The sequence below is a fragment of the Nocardia nepalensis genome (genome assembly GCF_048910785.1).
Classification (GTDB): domain Bacteria; phylum Actinomycetota; class Actinomycetes; order Mycobacteriales; family Mycobacteriaceae; genus Nocardia; species Nocardia nepalensis.
On the sequence record NZ_JBKBET010000040.1, the window covers coordinates 420,900 to 446,408 of the forward strand.

General features: G+C 68.3%; 3 protein-coding genes. All 3 read right to left on the reverse strand.

Going from position 1 to position 25,509, the window contains the following annotated elements; all coding sequences use genetic code 11:
* On the reverse strand, nt 1-23,980 hold a 23,980-nt coding region (locus tag ACHQ4I_RS39285), incomplete at its 3' end, for a WXG100-like domain-containing protein (protein WP_476445420.1).
* A 17-nt stretch (nt 23,981-23,997) separates the two neighbouring features.
* Complete coding sequence (locus ACHQ4I_RS39290; RefSeq protein ID WP_420776987.1) at nt 23,998-24,513, reverse strand: YbaB/EbfC family nucleoid-associated protein; 516 nt, start codon at nt 24,511-24,513, stop codon at nt 23,998-24,000.
* 18 nt (nt 24,514-24,531) lie between these two features.
* Nucleotides 24,532-24,846, reverse strand: a complete 315-nt coding sequence (locus ACHQ4I_RS39295; RefSeq protein WP_420776988.1) for a hypothetical protein — start codon at nt 24,844-24,846, stop codon at nt 24,532-24,534.
* Between the last annotated feature and the right edge of the window lie 663 nt (nt 24,847-25,509).

Below are 25,509 nucleotides of genomic sequence, written 5' to 3' on the forward strand. Positions count from 1 at the left end.
GGTGGTGGTCTACTCGGGGTGGGGCGTAGGGGATTTTGGTGCGCCAGTCGGTGCGGGGTGGGCGGTTGGCGTTCCAGTCGAAGCCGATGCGGATGCCGTGTTGGTTGGCGTCGTGCCAGGCGGCGATCGGGTTGCGGTGCAGGTAGTTCGATTCGGCGAGGGCGTCCTGTAGGAGCAGGATGTCTTGTGGGAGTGGATTTCCCGCGATGAGACGGTTCCAGGCCTCGGCGACGTCGGCAACGGCGTCGAGGGGGCGGCGGCGCAGGATGCCGTCCTCGGGGTCGTGCACCAGATGCGGGTCGCGCATGAGGTGGTTCTTGATCTGCTCGATTTCTTCGCGGGTGAAGCCCGGGGTCGAGTTGTCGAGTCGGTCCGCCACCAGGCGGGTCAGTTCGGCGCGGTCGGTCTGCAGGTGGCCGAGGCGGTCGCGGATATCGTCGACCAATCTTGTTGCGTCGCCGGGCTGTTCGTCGCGCAGGTGGCCGGTGAGCGCGTCGGCGATCGGGGCGAGGTCGCCGGAGCTGTCGAGTCGGCGGGCGATCTGATCGACGATCTCCGCGGCACGCACCGTGCGTGCCGCGTCTTCCGCATCCGGGTGCGTGGCAAGGTGTTCGGCGATGCGGTCGATATCGCTGTCGTCGGCGCGGAACCGCCGGTACTCGGTGTCGGCCCAGTCCTGCACTCGCGCCCACGCCGCTTCCTGATCCCGCTGGCGCTGTTTGAACTCCTCGGACAACTCGCCGCGATCGGGCACCCGATCCTGCGGATCCCATTCGCGCGCCATCGGCTGCACATCCGCGGCGCGCGGTCGGAAGTAGGGATGTCCCTTGAATCCCGGGCGGATTCGTCCCGGATGGTCCTTATCGCTGAACCAGGTGAACCCGGTCAGCTTCGCCGTTTCGAGGACGATGCGCATGGTGTTGTAGAACACGCCGGCCATCGGCGGTTCGAAGGTCGGTACGCCGGGATCGAGCGGGTCCATTCCGGGTATCCGCGGCAGCAATTCCTCATCGATCGCGCCGGGCGGCGTATCCAGGAACGGGTCGACAATGGAGGATTGGAACGGATCGACCGCCCAGCCGCTCACCCCCTCCGGCAGTACGCGCGGCTCGAATTCCTTTGGCACCCGGGGACCTTGACGGTTGTTCGTCCAGTCCGGCCGGGTCGGGTTGACCGGATGCCACTTGCCGTCGCCGTCCTGCCACCGGGTGAGGTGCATGCCGGGCGCGCCTTCACGCCAGCCCGCGGTGAGATATTCGCGGCGCGGGGGCGCGAGTTCACGCAGTCGCACGGGCTCCTCCCGCTCGGCGATGATCTCGCGGTACTCCACCGTCGTCTCGGGACGTGTCATCGCCTGTGCCACTGCGGAATTGCGTCGGATCGCATCGGCGAGCGCGGCATCGTGGCCGGCGCGGGGATGCTCGAGCGTGCCGCGTGGGGCCACCACGATGATCCTGGGCCGTTCGCCATCGACGATGCCGACCCGATCGGTGATCCGCCTGGCCCCCTCGGCCGCCAGTGCGTCGCGACCCGCTCCGGCCAATTCGGCCATCTGATCCTGGATGCGCCCGATCCTGTTGTCCGCCTGGCTGACTCGGTCGGCCGCCTCCCGCAGTAGGCGCAGCTGCCTGGTGTCCTCCGCGGTCGGCTCCAGGCGGTTCGCCGCCTCGCGCAGGGTTCGGTCGATCTCGCCGGGGCCCAATGCATCTCGGTTCACACCGAGGCGGTCGGCCACGTCGTCGCGCATGCCGCGCCAGGGCTTAGCGGCGAGCACTTCGGTGGCGCGTTCGGCACCCAGTTGGTCGAGTTCGGCGCGCACCTCCGCCGAAAGTGGCCGGTGGGCACCGACATCCGCGCCTTCGAGAGCGGCGATGCGCCGATCCAGTTCGGCGAGTGCGGAATCGGCTTCGTTGAACCGTTCCGCCGCGTCTTGCAGCTTGAAGACGGTGTTCTCGCGCTGCGTGCGTTCGGCGGAGCCCACCAATTCCGGCTCCGGCCTGATGGTTTCGTCACCGGTACCGGCGATGTCTCTTGTGCCGACGATATCGCCGCTGAGCCGCCGCAGGGTCGGCTCCAGGTTGTCCTGGTTCAGCGCGCGGTCCGGATCGCGAATATCGAAGCGCTCGGCCCGGTCATTTCGCTTGGCCCGCCAGAACTCTCGCTCCGCCGCCAGCGCCGCCCGCTCCCGAACCATTTCGGCGTGCACCGCCTCCGGCGTTCCGGAGAGCTCGAGCGTTGCGATCGCCTCTTCGAGCCGCACCACCTCGGCTTCGGCACGGTTGAATTCGTGGGCTGCGCGCTCGAGTGCGTCGATCCGCGCGTGCCGATCCGCCTGCTCGTGCACCAGCATTGTCCGGTTGCGCAGCTCTTCGAGCGTCGATTCCAGCGGCTGACCCGGCCGCAGCCCCTGCTCGACATCGACCGGCAGACCTGCGGCACGGATCCGGCGCAGATCGCGCAATTCTTCGCGGTCGGCGACGGCCACGGCGCGTTCCGCGCGCAGCCGCTCGAGTTCGGCTCGCTTCTCGGGAGTCAGACCGTCCGCGTCCCCTTCGGGTACCGCTCCGGTATCCGGCTCGGAACCGGTGTGGGCCTCGCGGGATTGTGTCGCTGGATCCGACTGCGCCGCACCGTGTTCCGGAGCGCCCGGTGTTTCCGGCCCGGCCGGGCGAGCCGCTGCTGCGCCTTCCTCGGGCGGGCGGATCGGGGTAACGGTGACGACTCCGGATTCATCCACCACAACGTGCCGGAATTCGACCCCGATGCCCTGCTCGGCCAGCTGACGCCGCACCTCGGCCGACATGACCTGCTCGGGCGCCGACGACGGCGAGGCGACTATCACCCGCTGTCCATCGGGCGCAATCCCGACACCCTCGGCGACCATGTGCACGCGTTCGCCGGTCAGCACATCCCGCGCCGCGAGTACGGCCGCGCCCTGCCTGGCAACGGCCTCGTCGTTTACTGCCTGGATGTAGCGGCGAAGCTCGGCCGCATACGCGCTGGTGGCAGCCCTGACCTCGGCGGCATGTTGTTCGGCGGCGCGAATATCGGCGAAATGTTGCACCATCTCGTTGGCCGGGATGCCTTCGCGATCCCGCAGCGCCGCGACACGCCCCTCCGCCGCAGCGACCAAACCGTTGACGGCACGTTGTATTTCATGTGCGCTCAATCCATCGGGATTGATTCCGAGCCGTCTTGCGCCGTCTGCGATACCGGGTTCCATGGCCTGACGGGCGGCAGTGGTTTCCTCGATCCGGGCGGCCAACCCGGGCAACGCATCTCGCAGTTCTCGCGTGACAGGTTCGTGTACTCGTGGCGGTCCGTCCTGCGGCCAGCCGTGCGAATCGGGCTCGCCGGGCTCGGGTTGCGCTGGGCTCGGCGGGTCTTGCGGCGGATGTTGCGATCCCCCATCGCCGCTCGCCTCGGGCGCACTCGATCCGCGCTCTTCGTCCGGTGTTTCGATCGATCGGACTCGCGCGTCGCCGGGCTCACCGCCCTGCCCTGTTGACGGCTTTCGATCGCGGTTGGATGCCGGATCTTGCTGCCCATCAACGACTTCCGCCGGACGGGAGTCATCTCGCGTCGGCCGCGCGGGCGATCCCGGCTCACCGGAGGATCGCATGGCCTCGTCGAAACGCCGGTTGTTCTCAGCCAACGCCTCCGCATGCCACGCATCGATCCGGTGCTGCAATTCATCGAACCCAGCCTCCGCCCGCTGCCGCGCCTCCTCGATCCGTCGAATCGGATCAGACTGGGCAGCACCGTCATCCGGATCGACCGGCCGCAACCGCTCATCCAGCGACCGGATCGCCTCCTCGTGACGCCGGTTGTTCTCCGCCAGCGCCTCCGCATGCCAGGCGTCGATCCGACGCTGCAGCTCATCGAACCCTGCTTCGGCACGCCGGTGCGCCTCCTCGATCCGACGTTGCGGATCTGCGGTCGGCTCGGCAGCACGCGGCGGCGCCTGCGCCTCGCCGCCCCACACCGGCGCCTCCGGCTCGCTCAGCGACCGAAGCGCCTCCTCGAAACGGTGTTGATTCTCCTCCAGCGCATCCGCATGCCAGGCATCGATCCGACGCTGCAGCTCATCGAACCCAGCCTCAGCGCGCCGATGCGCCTCCTCGATCCGACGCAGCGGATCCGCAAGATCCGCCGTCGACAGCGCCGACTCATCGCGCCACACCGGCGCCTCCGGCTCGCTCAGCGACCGAAGCGCCTCCTCGAAACGGCGTTGATTCTCCTCCAGCGCATCCGCATGCCAGGCATCGATCCGACGCTGCAAATCATCGAACCCAGCCTCAGCGCGCCGATGCGCCTCCTCGATCCGACGCAGCGGATCCGCAAGATCCGCCGTCGACAGCGCCGACTCATCGCGCCACACCGGCGCCTCCGGCTCGCTCAGCGACCGAAGCGCCTCCTCATGACGCCGCTCATTCTCCTGCAACGCATCCGCATGCCACCCATCAATCCGACGCTCCAGCTCATCGAACCCGGCCTCAGCACGCTGATGCGCCTCCTCCATACGGCGTACTGGATCGCTGGTGTCACCGGATTCGCCCGACTCGCGGCTCGCGGGATCTCGGGACGGTCGCTGAGCCGGATCGTCCGCCTCGGTGTGTCCGATGTCGTCGGCGACCGCGCGGCTCAGTTCCTCGTTCAGGCGCGTCAAATCCGCGTCGGCTTCGTCGAATCGGCGTGCGGCAGTTTGTCGTTCATCGGCACGCTGCGGACTCGAGTCGGCCATGGCTCGGTCGAGGGCGGTCCGAGCGTCTTCGCGGGCGACGAACGCGGCGGCCCATTCCCCCGCGATGCGCTCGATGTCGGCCTGTCGAGCCGCAGCTTCGGAAGGCGGCGCAGCAGCCTGCGCGCGCATCTCTGGCGCATCCCCTGCAGTGCCGCCTGATTCGGGCGGCTCGATCGCGCGCGGCTCGCCCAATGCGTTACTCGGCTCGGCGCTTTCAGGGTGGCGCGTACTGCCACCGGAGCTCGAGGTGTCCGGCTTCGTCGGGGTGACCGGCGCGTCCGGCGGTGGCGGCAGTTCCGGGCCAGCGCTCCGGGCGTCCGGCTTCGACGGGGGAACCGGCGCATCCGGCGATGGCGACAGTTCCGGGCCGGAGATCGGGGTGTCCGGCTTCGACGGGGCGACCGGCGCATCCGGCGATGCCGGCAGTTCGGGGCCGGCGCTCCGGGTGTCCGGCTTCGACGGGGCGACCGGCGCGTCCGGCGATGCCGGCAGTTCCGGGCCAGCGCTCCGGGTGTCCGGCTTCGACGGGGGAACCGGCGCGTCCGGCGGTGGCGGCAGTTCCGCGCCGGCGCTCGGGGCGTCCGGCTTCGTCGGAGTAACTGGCGCGGGTGGCAGTTCGGGGCCGCCGGGCCGGGTGGGGGGCGACCAGGACGGGTCCGGCGCGAGGAAATCGACCGCATAGGGGATGTCCGCGCGCCAGTCGGTGAGTGGTGGACGGTTCGCGTCCCAGTGGAAGCCGAGGCCGATGGCGTGCGTATTGGCCGCGGCCCACGTGGCACCGGGATTCGCGCGCAGGAAGTCGGCTTCGGCGCGCGCGTCCTGCAGCAGGACCAGATCCTGGGGCAGCGGCTCGCCCGCCATCAGCCGGTTCCACGCCTCGGCGACATCGGCGAGACGATCCATTGGGCGGCGGACGTATGCGCCGTTCGGATCGGTGTAGTCGCGCACCAAGTGCTCGTCGACCATCAGGTGGTTTTTGATCTGTTCGATCTCGGCGCGGGAGAAATCCGGCACGTCATGGCGCATGTGCTGGGCCAGGATCTCGGCGATGGCATCCGGATCCGCGCCGGCGTGCAGCAGTTCGCGAATGTCATTGATAGTGTCGCGCACCGCGATCGGGTCGTCGACGGTGAAGCGATCGGCCATATCGGTCGCGACGCTGTCGATTCCGTCCTGAATTCGCCGCAGCTGCGCATCGACGTCGCGGGTCGGATCTATACCGCGGTCCGGCGCGACCAGCCTGTCCTGAACAGCCCCGACCACATCGCGCGCCGCGTCGACCTGTTGGGCGCGGCGATGGGCGTCGAGACCGTCCATGATCCGGTCGATATCGGTGTCGTCGGCGAGGAATCGTTCGTACTCGGTGTCGGCCCAGTCCTGCACGCGGCGCCAGTTTGCGACATCGCGATCCCATTCCCGTTGCAGCCCTTCGGAAATCTCCACCCGATCGGCGGGACTGCCGTGTTCGGCCGGATCCCACGGCCGATGCAGCGGCTGAATATTGCGCTCGGGCCCCGCGAACCATGCGTAGTTGCGGAAGACGGTGCCGAACGGCGGAATCTTCTGCAGCCACGGCCGGGCCTGCACCCACTCGCCGATCTCCGGATGGCGCTGGATCCACGCCTGCACCGCGGGATGCTTCGGCGTCTGCGCGGCCATCAGGATCAGCCTGGTTATGTTGTAAGCGTCACCGCCCCAATGCTGTTCGAATATGCCGGTCCCCGGCGGCACGCCGGAGGTGTCGTAGCGCTCCGGCGCCTGCGGCATATTCACCGGGAGCGTGCTCTCCGCGATCTCGCCCGGTGGCACGTGATCGGTCGGCAGGGTGATGTCGTTGACGACATCTTCCATGGCCCAGCCGCTGACGCCGTCCGGCGGATCCTTCGGGGTGAACTTCTTCGGCACGGTCCCGGCGTCGCGATTGCCCACCCAATCGGGACGCGTCGGATCAACGTGGTGCACAGTGCCTGAGGCGTCGACCCACGACGTCATATCCATGCGGCGGCCGTTGTGCCAGCCGGTACTCAGCCGCCTGATCTCCGGCGGCGCCATGCGCACCGTCCGGGTATTGCCCTCGCGATCGGCGAGCACTTGGCGGTATTCGACGCGAGTTTCCGGACGCACCATCGCCTGCGCGACCGCGGGATCGCGGCGCAGTGCGTCGGCCAGGGCCCGATCGTGATCCGCGCGCGGCGCCGCCGGATCGCTGCGCGGACCGTAGACGATGATGCGGGGTCGTTCGCCCTGCACGATCCCGACCCGATCGGTGACCATCCGGCCGCCCTCGGTTTCGACCTGCTGTCGCCATACGCCTGCGGCTGCGGCCATTTCGTCCTGCAGTCGGCCGATTCTGTTGTGCGCCTGGTTCACATCGTCGGCGGCGTCGAAAAGCGCGTCGATCTCGCGATGGCGAGCGGCGACATCGTGCGCATCCTCGCTCACTTGGCGGCGCAAGTCGCTTATCGTGGCGTGCAGCCGATCCGGTTGTAGCGCAGCCTCATCGGGGCGACCCGACTCGTCGACCACACCGAGCCGGACCGCGAGATCGTCGCGCATGCCACGCCGCGGCTTGATCTGGCGCAGCTCCTCGGCCCGTTCGCGGGCCATCCGATCGACTTCGGCGGCCGCATCCTCCGATGGCGGGCGATGGCGGGCGACGCCTTGGTCTTCCAGCTCGGACAGCCGCTGATCGACCTGGCGGATCTGATCGTCGAGGGTTTCGAAATCCTCGGTTGCCGCGATGAGTTTGCGCAGCGCCTCCTCGCGCCGCCCCTGCTCCCCGGCCTCGACCGGGCTGCGCACCTGCCGGTTGGCCTCTTCGAGACCGCCCTGCACCTCGACGACATCGGTACGCGCACGAGCATGCAAGGCCTGGATCGCCTGGTCGCGTGCATCCGGATCCTGGTGCACCCATTCACCGGAATCATCCAGGCCCATATTGGCCGCGCGCACATTGGCCTTGGCCCGCACGAACTCCCGCTCGCGCACCAGATCGCGACGCTCCTGCAGCAACCGGTCGTACTCGTCGACCAGCCCGATCCGCGCCGCAAGCTCACCGACCTCGGCATCAACCCGCGCGAATTCCGGTGCGATCCGCTCGAGTTCGGCGACAACGGCACGATCCGCGTCCGAAAGCAGCCGCCGCCCAGCGAATTCGGCAACGGTCGTCCGAATCCGCCGAGGCGACCAGGCATCCGCATCCTCCTGCGCCGGAAGCCGATCCGCCAACTCGGCAACCCGGGCCGCCAGCGCATCCCGCCGCGCAACCGCATCCGCATGCGCCCGCACCGCGTCCGCATGCTCCGGACCGGTCCGCCCCTCGGCACCCTCGTGGCCCGCCCCCGACGGATCCTCGGGCTCGGACACCGTCGGACCAGGCGGCTCGGACGGCGGCTTCTCCGCCCCACCACCGGCCTCGGCCACCGGTTCTTCGGCCGCATCGGCATCGACGGTCTCCGGACGCGCGGGCTCCACACCATCCGCACCCCCGTGGGTGTGAACCAGGCCAGGCTGCCCGGTCTCATCGGAACCGACCGTCTCCCGACGCTCCGTACCATCCGCACCCTCATCGGCACGAACCGAAACAGGCTTCGGCTCAGCTTGCTTCGCGGCCTCGGAGTGGGGCAGCTCGGCCGCCTCATCCGAACCGGCCGACTCCAGTCGCACACGGGCCGCGTCGTCCGAAACCTCTTCGGCGCGAGACGAATCAGGCTGCCGGACGGTCTCATCGGACGCTGCCGTCTCCGGCTTCACGCCATCGGAACCCTCAACCGCGCGCGTCGAACGCCCCTCAACGGCCTCGCCGCGCCGTGACTCGGTCGGCGGCGAGTCCGGCGACGACTTCGCCACTCCCCCATCGGCATTCGTATCGCGCACCGCGTCCGCAGCTTCCGAGGCGGGAATCGGTTTCGCACCGGAGCCCGGAGTGTCCGATGGGTCGTGCGGCGGGCCGGACGGTCCGGCGGCGGGCTCGGGACCGTCCTCGTCCGGCCCCTCATCCGACTGCCGGAGCTCGTCGAAACCCTGCTCGAGCCGACGCGCCAGCTCGTCGAGGTGATCCATCAACTCCTGATGCTTGGCCTCGGCCGCCTCATCACGACGCCGGAAATCCTCCTCCGCAGCGGCCTGCTCACGCGCCAACGCCTCATCTATCCGCGATGGCGGATCCCCCTCTGGCACAGCGTTTCGCGGATCATCGAGTTCTCCGAAACGCTCCTCGAGCCGACGCGCCAGCTCATCGAGATGATCCATCAACTCCTGATGCTTGGCCTCAGCCGCCTCATCACGACGCCGGAAATCCTCCTCCGCAGCAGCAGACTCACGCGCCAACGCCTCATCGATACGCGAACGCGGATCGGTCGCATCCTCGCCCCCACGCATCTTGGCGACCCATTCATCGAGTTCCGCGTGCATGCGCGCGTTCCACTCGGCCTGTTCGGCGTCCATCTGCCGCTTCCAGTCCGACCGCGAATCCGGCTCGGACTCATCGCTCCCGGGCCGGACCGACGTATCGCCCGCACCACCCGATCCAGACTCCGGGCCGATAGGCTTGGGCCCGGGGCCACCCTCGTCAGCCGCACCCAACTCACCGGGCGCACCCGCCAACTCAGCCGGAGCGTTGTAGAACTCGTCGAGGAGTGCGGCGAGTCTTCTGATCTGTTCGGCGCGCGTCTGGATCTCCTCGCGCATGCGGCCGAGTTCCGCGGTGAGTTCCTTGGGGCTGAGGCCTTCGTGTTTCTCGATCTTTCCGTCACGGTATGCCTCGTACACCTTGCGGAAGGTCGCGTCGTCTGCGCCCGCGATATCGACACCGACGAGCCGGGCCCAATCGCGATTCGGTTCGGGCCGTCCGCGCCCCTCGCCGGGCGTAGTATCGCCCTCGGCGCGGCCGGGATGGTCGGCGAGCACCTTGCCGAGATCGAGCATGTCACCGGATTGCATTGCCTCGGCGACGATTTCGCGTAGTGCGCGCAGGGCGGCAAGTTCGTGGATCGGCGGTTCACCCGCGGCCCGCGGGTCGGCGGACAGATCACCGCGCGGCACATCGGAATACGGATCGATGTCGGTCAGCGCGCGCATGTATTCGGTGAGCGCGTCGACTACCTGATCGCGCTTGCCCTCTCCTTCGAGGCCCGCGATCACCTTGCGCAGCTTCGCCGGATCCAGTCCGTTCGCATCGTTGCCGCGAATGATCTCGCCGTCCTCGGCGATGCGAATCTTGGGTGGCAGCAACGGTTCCGAGTCGACCAAGCCGAGCTGGCTCGCCAGCCGATCGCGAGCCGCATTGACAGCGCCGAGATCGATATCGCGCAACCGCTTGGCGTAGTCGGCCAGATCCTTGAACTGCTGCTCGCGCCGGGCACTGCGCCATTCGGGATCGGCCAGCGCCTCCGCGACCCGCCGCGGCGTCAGCTCCGCCTCCGGGATACCGAGCCGGTGCGCGAGTTGACCACGCGCATCGCCGATATCGTTGAAGTTCTCGATGTCGTTCATCGTGCGGGCAAAGTCGGCCAGCGCCTCGATCTGACCGGCGCGCAGCGCATTGGCCAACTTCAGTTCCGCGATGGTCCGCGCGATCCGATCCGGGTGCAGCGCCGCCGGATCGAGTGGTCCGAGTTCCCTTGCCAGATCGACGAGTTCGCTGACGATCTCGGCGCGCGTGCGCGGTGGCGCGTCACCGTCGTGACCGGCTTCGTGGCCCGCGATCGGCTCGTCGACCGGAGCCTGGACGGCGCGCCAGTTGCCGTCGTTGTCGCGCACCATCGTCACGACCAGTTCGCGGCCATCGATCGTTTCCCGATGGTGGTACACCTCGGGCGTTTCGACCGGATCCAGGTGGATCTGGCCCATGCGATCGGTGCGCGCGGTCCGGTAATCGAGTTCGACCTCACCGCGGTTGAGCGCATCGGCCAAGGCCGGATCGTCGGCGAGCGCCCTGGCCAGCGCATCCGCCCGCTCCAGCGGCCCGTTGATCACCAGCAGCCGGTCGGGTGCACCGTCGCCGACGGGTACCCGCGCGACCTGATCGCCATGGATCTCCCCGACCGGCTCCTCTTCCCCGGCGCGCAGGTGCGGTTCGGCGGCCGCGGCGAATTCGGCGACCCTGGCGGCGCGCGCGTCGTTCGCGTCCCACAGCCTGCGCAGCGTGGGCTCCAGATTCCGCGGATTCACATCGTTGAGGTCGAGACCGAACATCTGTGCCCAGGTCGAGGCCTCGTCGCGGAGTTGGTCGCGGCGCAGGGCGTGCTCGAAGAACACCCGAGGGCCTTGGTCACGGCCGAGTTCCTGGCCGGCCCCGATATCGCCCCATTCGCGCAGCGGGTCGGCGCCGTTGCCGACCGGGGTGTAGTTCTGCAGGCCGGGATGGCCGTCGAAGGCGCTGATCAGCTCCTTGAGGAACCGGCCCATCGGGTTGTCGTCGAAAATGCTGACCCGATCCGTCAGCGGCACCGGACGGCCCGTGGCATCCGGCACACCCCACTTGGGGCCGGGCTCAGGCTCGTCCTCGTCGTAGAAGTCGTCCTCTTCGGCCTGTCGGCGGGCGTCGGGATCGTCGATCTCGCCCGCGGGCGACTTGCGCCCGTTCAGCTCGGGGCCCGACTCCCCCACCAGGTCGGCATTGACATAGGGGCGGGTCACCTCCTCGTTGAAGCGATCGGCCGCCTCCGCGAGACCCGCGATCGCCGCCGCCTCACGCAACGTCCGGTATTCCTGCTCGTCGAGCACCCGGCGGATGGCCTCCGGGCTTTCATCGGGCAGATCGAAGCCGAGCCGGTGCGCCAGATCGGTAAGCGACTCGTCTTCGGGTGGCGGACCGTCGAATTCGGCGTTCCGTTCCGGCTGCGCGGGTTCCTGTTCGAGCGCCCTGGCCTCCTCATCGGAGACCAGACCGAAGTTCTCCAGATCCTCGATGATGCGCCGACGCTGTTCCGGATCCGCGACGGCGAGCGCCTCTTCGAGGACCGCCCTCGCCTCCTCCGGCGCGATCGCCTCGACCTCGAGTAGTTCGGTCACCGTCTGCCGCACCAGATCCGGATCGGCATCGCTCACCCAGAACCGATATTCCTCACCATCTGGCGTGCGCGGCACCACGAAATCGCCTGCCACATCCCGGATGCGCCCGGAGAGACGGTTCAGGATCGGCAGATGCTCCCGGTTGCGCCAAGCCGTCCAGCCCTCCTTGGCGATTCGGGCCATATTGAGGCCCTGGTCGTGGCCTTCCGGGGCGGGCCGGAACTCTGGCCCGTGCGGCACCGTGGCTTGCGGCGGGTGGGCTGCGTGCGGATGGTTTTCGAACAGCTCCGGCGCATGCTCCACCCCATCCTTCACCGCGTTCTGGCCGCGTCGGTCCTCGCCCGAACCCGACGGATACTTCGGGTAGTCGCCAACGTAGCCGCGCACGCGCAGCTTCTCCCGAATCCGCTCCCATGCCCGGCGTAGCGGCGACTTCCGCTCGAGCGGCTCGGATTCCGTTGCGCGAGTGGGTGTTCCGGATCCCTCGGGCGCCTCGACCCGCCAGCGGCCCTCGCCGTCGGGCGTCACCCGCAGCGGCACCTCGTCGCCGTGCGCGTCGATGACGATGCGGCGCGGCTCGTCCGGGACCGGCTGACGGGCCGTAGGATCCGCGGACCCGTTGCTCTCATTCCGCGAGCGATCCGGCTCGTCGGGTGTCCCGGCGGGAACCGGAGGTTCGGCGGGCGGCTTCTTCCCGCCACCACCGGCCTGGGCCGGTCGCTCGATCTCCGAGCCGGACGACCGTTCCTGCCGAGCCGGCGATTTATGCTGCGCCGCAGGATCATCCACGCGCAGAACGCGCGTCTGGCCCTCCGGACCGATCCGCAGCTCGCGTACGACAGTTCCGGGTTCGGCCCGCAATTCGGCGAGCCGAGGATACCTCGCCGCGGCGGCGTCCAGCAGCCGAACCGGATCACCGTCGCCCCAGCCGACCACGAAGACCCGGGCGGGCTCACCGGGCACCACACCGACCCGGTCGGTCACCGGAATCGCACCGGCCCGCAGCAACGCATCGCGCTGAAGGGCGCTTGCCATTGCCGCATCGAGCCGTTCGACGCGCTCTTCGGCCCTGGCGATCCGCTCCGGATCGCCTGCGGCCCTCGCCTCGTCGCGCTCGCGCACCGCGGCGGCGTTCTCGGCCGCGAGCCGATCGAGCGCGTCCTGACGCTGCTGTTGCGCCTGACGTTCCTGCGCACCGTCGTCCGGATGCGTCGGCGGGAACTCCGGTGCGTCGAACGAATCGTCGCCGGGCCGTGGCCGATCGATCGGGCGCGGCGCGGAATCGCCCTGATCCGAACGGTTTCCGAAGGGGAGCCGGTCGGTGATCCTGCGCAACAGGCCCTTCGGGGCGCCGTGGTCGTTCAGATCGGCCGAGCCGTCGAGCAGGATCCGGCTGATCCGCTCTCCCAGCCGCCCGGTATCGGTATCGGTCATCCCGTGGAACTGCCTGGCCAGCACATCCGAGGCGCCGCCATCCCCGATGGGCGGCGCGATCCGCCAGCCGCCATTGCCATCGGACTGGAGTGTGACCCGGAAGCGCCAGGCGCGGGTCTCGACGGAGGTGTGGGTGAACTGGGGCCAATGGCGCTCCCGCGCGGAATCCCTTGTCGTACCGGTAGATTCGGGCAGCGGCACCTGTCGGGTCATCAGGCGGCGGGCCACCTCTGCCGGATGCGGCTCCGCTATCGACGGATTCGACTCGGCCAGTTCGTAACCGCGGGCGATGAAGTCCAGGCGCAATGTGCCGTCGAGGTTCGGTGACGCATTCTCCCTGGTATTGAAGGCATCCGGGCCGAGCTGGCGCACCCAGGCGTCGAAGCCGAGATCCGTCTGCCCGGCCGCGCGGTAGCGCAGGTAGTGCGCGAGCAGTTCGGTGGCCGCCTCGTCTTCGGTCGGGCGACGGTAGGGCCCCTCGGCGATATCGGCGGAGATCCACCTGGCGTCGTGCAGACCATCGGATCCCGGGCCCACCTGTAGGTATTCGATCCGTTGCGTGCCGTCCCACAGCGCGGTGGCGTACTGCGGATGCGTGGCCGCCAGTTCCCGCAGCGCGTCCATGTGCTGGCCCTCGGGTGCCACCACCACTAGCCTGCCGCGTCCGACAGGCCGGTGACCAGGGAATTCGGCGACCCGATCGGTGAGCCGAGCACCGCCCGGATCGTTGGCCAGCTCATTGTCGACGGCTCGGCGCACTCGGTCCGCGGCCTCGTTGCCGCTCATCTGCCGTGGTGTTTCGTCCGGCTCGGCGGAATGCCCGGTCTCGGAATCGGTCCGATCCGACCACGGCCGATAGCTGTCGAGGTTGTCGTCGGCGCGCCGCGCGACATCGAACGCGACCTCGGCGGCCTCCAGTCCGACCTTGTCGAGGTATTTGCGCAGTGCCTCGCGACCGGCCTCGTAACCCGCGCGCTCCGGCCGGATCGCATTCGGATCATTCGAGCGGGCCGCGGCACGCTCGGCCCGCTCGTATGCCCGGTCGTAGGCGTTCGTGTAGGCCCGTTCCGCGGGACCGACGGGCACGAATCGACCCGAATCACGCAGCAGCCGAAGGGATTCGATCTCCATGGCGTACTGGCGGCTGCGCTGTTCCACCACCGCCGGGGTCTCGGTGCGGCGCGCTGGTGGCGCCTCGCCGTGCTGTGGGGTGATCCCGTGCGCACTGTCCCACTGCGCCCGATGGAACGCGGCCAGGTCGCGGCCGTCGATGTGCGGCCCCAACTCGACCAACCGATTTCGCACCGCACGCGCGGCGGCCTGGTGCGCGGCGGCATCGATCATGGTGTCCGCGATCTCACGGTTGTCGCGGTAGGCCCGCTCGGCCTGCTGCTGTGCCTGTTTGAAGGCGTCCTTATACGCCTTGGACAACAACGTCTCCGGGGCCGGGACGGCTTCGGTCCCGAACTGGCGCCACCGGTCGAATTCGAAGGCTCTGGCCTGCGCCACGGCCTCCCGGTCCAGCATGGCATCGACGTATTCGTCGCGGCCGAGGGTGAATCGCTCGAGCGAACCGTTCGGCGCGCCGAGTTGTTCGGCCAGATAGGCCGCCCGGATCGCCGCCGCGGCGTGCTCGGCGGGTGTTTCGGTCAGGCCGAGCAGCACCGTATTCGACGCCGGATCGTATCCGGCGTCGAGGCCGCGCTGCTGTCTGCCGTCGTAGCGGCTGGAATCAGTGTCGAGCCCGAAGCGGATCTCCACCCCGTGCCGAGCCAGGACATCGCTCGCCCACCGGCCGAGATCGTTGGCGCCGAGGACGCGCCGCAGCCGGTTCAGCGCGACCTCGGCGGTGTCGGCCATCGACTGGCCGAGGTCCGGCGGCACCCCGGCGGGCTCGTCCGGCGGTCGCGGCGCCACCTGGTGTTCGGCCTCGGCACGCACCGCCGCGGCCGCGTCCTCGACCCAGGCCGCACGCAGATCAACGCCCTCCCGGCCGACATGCACGACCCCGGAATCGTCGACGCGCACGCGCAGCCGTTCCGCGACAGCCTCGCCGTACCGGACAGCGCGGTGCAGGTCACTGCCGCGGTCCGCCGCCGCACGGGATATCGCGGCATGATCGCCGCGGCCCTCCACCACGACCACTCTCAGCGGCTCGCCCGGCAACACGGCTACTCGGTCATTCGCCCAATGTCCTTCGCCCGCCCGGACTTCCGCGTCGAGCACATCCCGGCCGACTCGTGCGGCGATCTCGTCGACGAGACGGTTGCGTCGTGCCTCGACCTCGGCATGCTGGCGGGTCACCTCGGCAAGTGCGCGCAGCTGAGTCGCCCGCTCGGATGTCGTCCCCAGCGCAGCGGTTCGCCGGATTCTATTGTCCGTCACGGCCTGTCGGCCGCGCTCGAACAGATCGCGATCGCCGCGGTGGGTATCGGGATCGAAGGCGCCCAGCCGTCGAACCGCTCGATCCCAATCGCTTTCGACCGCGCGCAGCTCCCGCGTCAGCGCGGCATGCTCGCGAACCAGGCGCTGTAGTTCCCGTGCCGATTCCGCGGATGTCGGCTCGTGCTGGTGCATTCCGTCCGGCGCGTCCGGATGCTGGTGGGCATCCCAGGTGCCGCCGTGGATATCTCGCAGGCTCGCGCCCTCGCTCGGATACCGCGGCGAGTCGAACATGTCGCCGGATAGCAGCGCCTCGACGCCCGCCTCGCGGCCGATTCGGCGTAGTTCGTGCTCGCCCAGCGCCGGATCCGCGGCGGCCACGGCGGCGTCGTGGGCGGCCAGGTATTGCTCGTGCAATGCCCGGGTATAGGCCGAATCGGCGACATCGTGTGGGGTCGGGGCCGCGTCCGGATATCCGGCCGCACTCAGCTCCCGGCGGAATTCGGCCTGCCTGCCGAGCGCCTCGGCGTCCGTACGTAGCTGCGCCGCAACATAATCCGCGCGCTCGGTGGCGCGGATGCGGGCCGGATCGACCTCGACCCGACCGGATAAGACAGCGTCGGCCAGCACTGCGGCGCGCACCATTGCCTCGGCCTGCGCAGTCTGACTGCGGTCGTGGGTGTCGACGGAGACATCCATGGTCCGGCCGTTGAACGAATCCCGTTGGCCCGCATCATTTCCGAGATCACTGAAGCGCACCGACGCACCGGCGGCCCGCAGCGTATCAGCGGCCTCGCGCCCGGTTGCGCTGCGCCCCAGCAGTTCCCAGACCGGGCCACCGGCCGGATCGCGCGGCCGCGACTGCCAAGCGCCGGTGGCATCGGGTTCGGGAGCGTCGCTTGTCGCGGGACGGAACTCGGGTGAATCGGCGCCGTCGCCGGGTGCCTCCGGCCGGTGTATCGGTTCGGGGCCAAGGGTTTCCGGCCTGCTGAAATGCGCGACGACCTTCTCGTATTCGCCCGGCCTGCCGTGCATCGCCTCGTGATCGAAACTCACCTCGGTGAAACCGAGTTCGACGGCCAGCTTGCCGGTGAAGGTGTTGCGCGCCGCCTCTTCCGGCGTCAGATACAGCTCCTGCACACCGGCGTTGAAGGTGTCGAGGTTGTCGCGGACCCGATCGTCGGCATTCCATTCGGCGCGGATCTCGCTCACCTGATGTCCGAGCTCGCGCATCATGTCCCGGAACATCTCGCGCCCGGTCGGGGTGCCGTCGCCCACTCGCACCGTCGCACGCAGCACGCCGTCCGAATCGACCCGGCCATGGATGCCGTGCTGGTTGTCCCCGCCGTAGCGGTTGGTGTACGCGTTCGGTCGGTCGTCGAATTCCTCCTCGTGCCTGCTCGAATCCTCGGGCCGCATTGCGATATCGCCCGAGCCGTGGTCGGGCGGCACGTCGCTGGCGTGCTCCCGGATTTCGGCCAGACGCGACATGACGGTGTCGTGCCAGCCGCCGCGGCCGTCCTTCTCGAATTCCGGGCGCAGCGCGGCGACGCGTTCGATAATCGCGTCCACGACCGAACGCGGCAGGTGGTGGTCGATGAACTCGACGCTGTCGCCATTGCGGCGCAGGAAGTGTTCGGCGAACGGGCTCAACGCATTTCGCGCGGCCTCGCTCTCCTCGAAGCCACGGCTGTGGTCGATGCCGAGCACCTCGCGCTGCGGGCCGATCATCCAGCCCTGCGCATCGCGGTCCGGAATCCGGATCAGGGTGTCGAGCAGACCGAGCGCACGGCCCGCGACGGTATCGGCGTAGCCGAGCTCATGCACATCCACGAACTGCGGATGTCGCTCGGCCGCAACGCGTCCCGCCAGCTTCTCCATGTACACGACATTGGATTTGGCGTGGAATACCTCCGGCACATTCGCACCGATAGTGCGGCCCAACAGCGATGCCAGCCGCTCGGCTACGGCATGGCGCGGATTCATGACGGTCTTGCGGATCAGCTCGGTGCCGTCATTGAAGGTGACCAGCTCGACCTTCCTGGCGGCATGGACCGAGGAGCCCTCGCTGAGCACGGTGACCGAACGCTCCCCGGAGGCGATGGCCGACCTGACGATATCGTCGAACGAGCGGATGCCGTGCGCGTCATCCCAAGCGTTGCCGTAGAACTCGGCATGGGTTTCGGTGGAGTGCTCGGGGCGATGTTCGGCGACCTCGGGGCGGATGGCATCCATGCCCGCTTCATTGCCGATCCGATCCAGTTCCGCAGCAGACGTTTTCGGATTCTCGTCGTGCGCCTTCGCTCGGGCTTCGTCGTAGGCGCTGGTGTAGGTGCGCTCGAGCGCGGTCTCCGGGAATTCATGGCCCGCTGCCCGGAGTTGCTTCGCCGCAACGATTTCCAAGGCATGTGCCCTGGTCTCCTCGTCGATCATCCGGGCGACGTAATCCTCCCGCGGCAACCGCATGCGCTCCTGCGCGCCGCCGGGGGTCTCGCGGGCATGCGCCAGTTCGACGTGGATTGCGCCGTGCACCAGCGCGGCCATCTGCGCCGCATCGGAGGCGCCCACGTCGAGCGCGAGGATGCGCCGACTCGGGTAGTAGCGGTCGTCCGCGCCGGATTCGTGCACGATGCGAACGTCGTGGCGGGTCAGCACCTCGTCGGCCCAGCGGCCGATTTCGGTTTCCACCAGCTGTTCCCGAATGCGCGCGATGCGCTCGCGGGCGGCTTCACCGGCACGATCGAGTGGTGTCAGATCGGCGGCTCGATCGAACTGACGCGCCGATGGCTCGTCGATCGCCTCGACCCGGATTCGACCGGTCTGGTCGGTATCGACATTCAGATGTTCGCGCACGACATCCGGTCGCGCCAACAGGTCCCGGATCTCGGGGTTCCGCCGCGCCTCCTGCAGTACCCGCTGGTGGTCGTCGGTGCCGGAGGCGATGATGAGCCGATCGGGTTCGCCGGGGATATGGATGATGTGCTCGTTGAGCATTCGGGCATTCGGGTTGTCGCGCAGGTGCTCGCCGAGCACCTCCCCGAATGCCGTCGTGGCCAATTGATCGGCACGGTGATCGTAGGTCGCCTGTGCGTGCTGGCGTTCGTCCGCGAGATCGGCGAGCCTGCGCAGATCGTGCGCTTCGCTGCGCAGCTCGGCCTGTCGCTGCGGCGAAATATCCGCTCCGGCAAGTTCATTCGTGATCCGCTGCAGGCGGTCGGTGATCTGCCGCTGCAATGGCTCTCTGGTGAGGGTCGGATCCAGGTGCAGGTCCGCGGCCCGTCTGGTCACCTCTTCGGAAATCTCCCGCAGATGCCGCAACGCTGCCTCGCGCTCGATGGCCGCGGTGCGCATTTCCGCGATTCGATCCGCCGAATCGGGTTGGTGCATCCGCTCCGGCGGCGTTTCGGCCATGGCGGCGTGTGCGCTATCCCAGGCGGAGCCGTAGAAATCGGTGTAGTTCTTGCCATTTCGCCACTCGTAGGTCGCGATCTCCCGACGCAGTGCGTCGACGCCGACCTCATGTGCGGCCTGCCGGATCTCGGCCGGGCTCAGCCCGGACCCGGCCAACTCCGCCGCGGCGCGGTCGCGGGCGACGGTGTAGGTCTGCTCGAGTGGGTGCACCTTGATGTCATGGCCGAGATCCCGGAATTCCTGCGCCAATTGGAATCGTCGGCCGGTCGCCGCCGCCTCCTCATCGACCATGGTCCGCACGAATTCGTCCCGCGACATCGACCTGATATCGCCGGTGCGGCCCTCCACATAGCGTTCGGCGTGCACGGATTCGTGGGCCAGGGTGAGCGCCTGCTGCACATGGTCGGCACCCGAGGTATACGCGACCGCGGTGAGTTCGCGGCGCCGGAACTCACCGGCCCGACCGTCGTCGGCGGTCGATTCGAAGCCGTCACGCACGGGACCGCTGTCGAAGGCCGCCATCATCCGCCGACCGATCTCGGTCTGTCGCAGCAGCTCACGGACCTGATCGGGCTGCGCGTCCAGGGAGCGACCGATCCGGACCGCGGAATCGGCGGCATGCTCGGAACCGATGGGGTGCAACGGATTTCCCGCCGCATCGAAGGCAATCGCATACGTGCCACGGAGTTCGCGCGGCACCGTCGGCGGGAAACCCTCTACCCGGCCCGCCTCCGGATCGCGCACCACGATCGAGCCGTTCTCGTGCACCAGCACATACGCGTGCGCGCCGACCTTATAGGCGTCGACCGCACCGCGGTACTCATCGACCACCAGCGCCGAGGACCCCTCCGGCATGGAAAGCAACAGTCTCGCGATCTCCGCGTGATCACCGAACGAACGCAACTGCCCACCCGCAGCCGTCTGCACCTCAGCGGCGGTCATACCATCCAGGCCGATGACTCGCCCCGGCAATGTGATCGCCGAACTACCGGTGAGCGCCTTGATCAGCCGCAACGACAGCTCGGCGCAGCGGCCTCGATTGCGCTCCGAAATCGTCCGGATCTCATCGCTCGCCCCTTGACGATCCTGAGCATCCGCCCCCTCCCGCGCGGATCGATCGGTGGACGTATCCCCCGCCGCCCGATGAACCGCTTCCGCACCCGGCTGCGGTACGAAAACCACCGAGGGATCCACGGATTCCGCCCGATCCCGCGCCGCCGCCCGCCGAGCCGCAACATCCTCATCCCGACGCCCCCGCTCGGCATCGGAGCTATCCGCACGATGCGTCGTAGGCGAGTCGGCTTCCGAACTATCCGCACGACGCGCCTTCGACGACTCGGCATCCGAACTGTCCGGGCTATGCGTCGTGGGCGACTCCCCATCCGGATTTTGTGCGCCCCGCGCCGTGGGCGACTCGGCAGTCGGACCATCCACACGATGCGTCGGGGACGACTCCGCATCCGAACCATCCACACGATGCGCCGCGGACAACTCCGCATCCGAACCATCCACACGATGCGCCGCGGACAACTCCGCATCCGAACCATCCACACGATGCACCGCGGACAACTCCGCATCCGAACCATCCACACGATGCACCGCGGACAACTCCGCATCCGAACCATCCACACGATGCACCGCGGACAACTCCGCATCCGAACTATCCGCATGACGCGTCGCGACCGGCTCTGCATCCGAGCTGTCCACGCGATACGTCGTGGGCGAGTCGGATTCTGCGCTGTCGACACGATGGTCCGGACTAGAGTCACCAACCGCTCTCGGATCCGTCGCGCGCCGTTCCTCGGCAGTTTCGGCGCGCACCGCCCCCTCATCGTGCACGCGCGCCGCCCCGACGCCATCAGGCCTCTCCACACGGTCACCGTCAGTCCGCACGGCGGCATCACCGTCGGCACGAACGGCACCAGCGCCATCGGGCCGAACCGCGGCACTGCCCTCCCTCGCCGGGCCGTCACTGTTGGGATGCACCGAACTGTCACCATCAGGCCGCACGACGCCGTTGCCGGCGGGCGTCACCGCACCGGCATTGTCAGGCCGCACAGCGGCATCGCCGTCGGCACGAACGGCACCAGCGCCATCGGGGTGGACCTCGACATTGCCCTCGGGGCGCGCCGCGACGTCGGCATCTGGCCGGACGGCGGCGTTGTTTTCGGGCTGTGCCGGGCGATCACTATCGGCAGGCGCTGCACTATCGGCGTCAGGCCGCGCTAGGACATCGCTGTCCGAGCGCTGCGGTGGATCGGAGTTGGGGTGGGCGGTGGTCTCGCTGGTGGGGTGGGTGGTGACCGTGTTGTCGGCGTGTGCGTCGGAGTGGAGGGGGGCGGGTTCTGAGCGTGGGCCTGCCACTGGTTCGGCGGCGAGTGGGTGGGGGGTGGATTGTGCTGCGGCTGCGCGGGTTTCGGTTGTGTGGTTTGCCTCGGATGCGGTTCGTGTGTCTGTGCGGAAACGGTCTGTGCCGGTGCGGCTGTCGCTGGTGGTGCGCGCGTCTGGGCTGGATGCTGTCGGGCGTGGCTCGGCCGTGCGCGGTTCGGCGGTTGATTGGGGACGGGCCTGCTCGCTGCGCGGGGTTTCGGAGTTCGCGGGCGTGCCGGGCTGCGGGCGCGCCTCGGTGGCGGCGTTGGGGCGGGGCGTGGATGTTGGTGCGCCGGTCCGGGGGTCGGAGGCTTGCGTCGGGGATGTTGAGGTGTGGAGTGGGGCAGCGCCGGTCTGGGTGGCGGGCGAGGCTGTCGCGGCGGCTGCCTGCGCTGCCGCGTTGTCAGCGGAGACGCGCGATCCATCTGCGGTCGACGTCGAAGTGTGTTCTGCGCCTGCGGGAGTCAGTTCGGCGCGGGTACCGGCGTCGAGCCTGTTCTGGCCCGATTCGTGCGACTGCGATCCCGCGTTTTCGACCGACGCGGAGTGCTCGGTCGAGTTGCCACTCGATTCGCCCGCCGACGAGTTCGTGTGTGCCGCAGCTGGATCCGAATGTGCCGTGGCGGCGCCTGCGGGTCGGACGGCACCATCCGATCCGATTGCGCCTTCCGAATCCCGCGCACTCGACTGGTCGACTCGACCATCCGCAGACACCTGCCGATCCGGGGTCCCATCGCCCGCGCTCTGCGTATTCCCGGAGCCTCGGTCATCAGCGCGCGCGTTCGAGGAGCTGTCATCTGCAGCGTGCGCAGTGCTCGCACCATCGTCTCCGCGCGCGGTCGTGCCATCGCCACCCGCACGCGCACTCGCACCGTCATCACCCGCACGCGCACTGGCACCGTCACCACCCGCACGCGCACTGGCACCATCGTCACCGGCACGCGCGCTGGCACCGTCATCACCGGCACGCGCGCTTGCACCATCGTCACCAGCACGACCGGCACGCGCGCCTGCGCTGTCATCACCAGCGCGCGCACTTGCGCCGTCATCACCAGCACGCGCGCCTGCGCCGTCATCACCGGCACGTGCACTTGCGCCGTCATCACCAGCACGCGCGCCTGCGCCGTCATCACCGGCACGTGCACTTGCGCCGTCATCACCAGCACGCGCATTCGCACCATCATCACCACGGGCAATCGCACCATCATCACCACCACGACCGGCACGCGCGCTGGCACCGTCATCACCCGCACGCGCACTGGCGCCGTCATCACCGGCCCGCGCACCAGCACCATCATCACCAGCGCCCACCTTCGACATACCACCGTCAGCATGCGCATGCGCCGAATCATCGCCCGCACCATGACCATTCGAAGCCGCGTCAGCACCGAATGCCGGCGAACCACCGTCAACAGCATGCGCAGTCGAACCATCGGCTGCCCCCGCACCAACGGTGTGATCGGGCGCAGCCTCCCCCGACTGTCCCGCGTGCGGCGCACCCGCACCGGCCTGCCCGGCTCCCGAACCATCACCTGCCCGCGCATGCCCATTGACATCAGCACCGTCGCCGAACGTACCCGCATCAGGCCGAAAACCGACGCGGGCCAGCGTATTCGGATCAACCGGCGAACCGTTCGGCCGAAACCACTCCGGATGTCTCTTCTGATAGAACTCCTCGGCCCGCGCCCGATTCGCACCGGACATCGCGCCGTTCGACGCCCCCGCGGTCAACATGCGCAGGTCGAATTCGGTGTGCTTCAGACCGTCGACGGCCTTGTCCCAGCCGCCCTCCGGCCCATCCTTGGCCCAGGTGAACGCGAATTGCGCGCCGACGCTGCCGCCGAATCCGGCGATGGCGCCGATCGTGCCCGCCGACGCGCCGGTGAGCAGCCCGCGCAACCAGGCCTTCATCTCCACTTCGGCGAATTTCTTGCCCAGCCGCTCACCGATCGGACTGGCGACTCCGGCTCCGACCGCCGAACTGATCGCGGTGATACCGACCTGCTCCCAGTTGACTTCTTTGCGATGCCCCGAATCCACCTGGTACTGCTGAATACCCCAGTCCTGGACCGTTCCGAGAACGGTATCGATGGCAATATGGCGTACCAGAAAATTCGCCAGTCGCCGCCCAAGGAACTTAGCGACGATATCGACGATCTTGTCCATGATCCGCTTGGCGATGATCCGGATCGCCACGCGAGTCCCGGCAATCGCCAATGCCTCCTCGGCGGGCGCGGTCGGCGGGAAAATCCACGCGATCGCGATCTCGGCCGCCAGCAGTGCCAAGGAGGTGATCAGCATCAACTGGCCGTATTCGATTTCGGTGCCGACACCGGTCGCCGAATCAGCGAGCTTTTCGAAATCCTTGGCCAGATTCTCCAGCGACTGCGGCCCCTCGAGGTAGCTGTCGAAGTTCTCCAGAATCTTCTCGATGCCGTCGCCGTCTTGATATGCCTTCAGCGACGCCGTTTTCGCATCTCTGATGTCGGGCAGGATATCGCGCAGTCCGGCCGCGGCGGCACGCCAGTCGTCGGCCAGGCCCCACATGCCGTCCGGGTCGCCAGCGGGCCAATCGGAGCCCGCCACCCACTCCAGCCATTTGAGATATCCGGGCAGCTCAGCCATCTGCGCTCACCCCTGGGTCACCAACTGGAATCGGTGACCCCGCGGTTCGCGCCCGGCTGCCGAGACACGACCTCGACATTGCTGAATTCCATTGGTGCGCTGTCATCGTCGGCAGCCCCACGCCGCTCTTCCGAATTCGGCGGTGCTAGGGAAACCTTCGGCGCCTTGGGCATTTCGGCGCTCAGGTCGGGCATGCCTTCGATCAGATCGGAGAGTTTGGGCAGGCGCGCACGACGATCGTGCAGCGGCATCATCAATTCCCGCGCCTTACGCATCACCTCGGCGGTCGCCTTCTGCGCCGCTTCCGTCACGCCCTTGGCGATCTCGCTGTAGCTCAATTCCTCCACGTCGGAGGCGAATTTGGTCTCGATAATCGTGCCGTCGGCATTCACGGTGACCGTGATCCGCTTGCGCACCGTCGCGCTGGCGGTCAGCTCCGCGCGCTGCTGCTGCACCTGCGCGATCGCCCGAAACTGTTGCTGGACTTCATCGAGTACCGCGGCCATCTCGGCCTTGGCGAATTCGTTCGTCATGCGCTGTGCCGACCTCGACTACCGGAAGCCGTCGCCATTGGAGGTGTCCATGCGCCGCAACTCTTTTGCCGTCTTGGTCTGGCCGGTGTAGAAGTTGTCGAAATTCGTCGCCGTGGTCTTGATGTTCGCGGTCATCTGCCGCCGCGCCACCTTGTAACCCTGGTCTCCCTCGGCGAACTGAGCCCCCAGCTTGTCGTTACCCCACGGTTCGCCACGACCCGCGAGCGCCGAATCCAGCGTGCTCAGCACGGAATTGACCCGATCCCGGACCGCACTGGTCCGCTCCGCGGCCTTCTCGAACAGATCCGCGTCGTGCCTCAACTTGTCCGACATCGCGCCACTCCTCGAGCTCCTGCGGTCACCCGCACCCAACACCATCGAATCCTCTGACTCGACTGTGACAGCGCTCGGCAACCCGTCAGTGGCTCAAAAATGAACGAAAGGTGCCGCAGCAGTTACACACCCGCTCCCCCACGGGCTGAACCCCCGAGATGCACTACTGGACAAGTGATCACGTGGAACTGACGGCGGCACTCTCTCGGCCGATGCCGCCACCAGTTCCACGTGATCACCTGTCCAATTGAGGGGGGTGGGTGGTGGCGTTCGGGTTGGGTGGGCTGCGGTAGGTCCTGTTGTTCTGCACCGACTCCCAGGGGGTGCTGGACCCGGATGGTTTGGTGTTCCGTGGTTTTGCCGGTGCAGTGCTGGGCGCGTCCGGTGCCGTACCCGGCTTACCTCCCGCAGTCAGGTGAACAGGCAGGCGGCTTCCAGCTCGGTCGACTGGCTGTGGTTGCGTTCTCGAGCGTTTCGAGGCGAGTCGCACAGGGATCAAGATCAGGTGGCACTGGGGGCGGAGGCTACTCGGCCGATGCCGCCACCAGTTCCACCTGATCGGCCGACCAACAGCGCGGAGGTGCGCCAGCTCTGCGCGGGCTTGTTTCCCGCTACTGGGGTCGGTCGGATCGGGTGCATCAACGGTGCGGGGATTTCTGGATG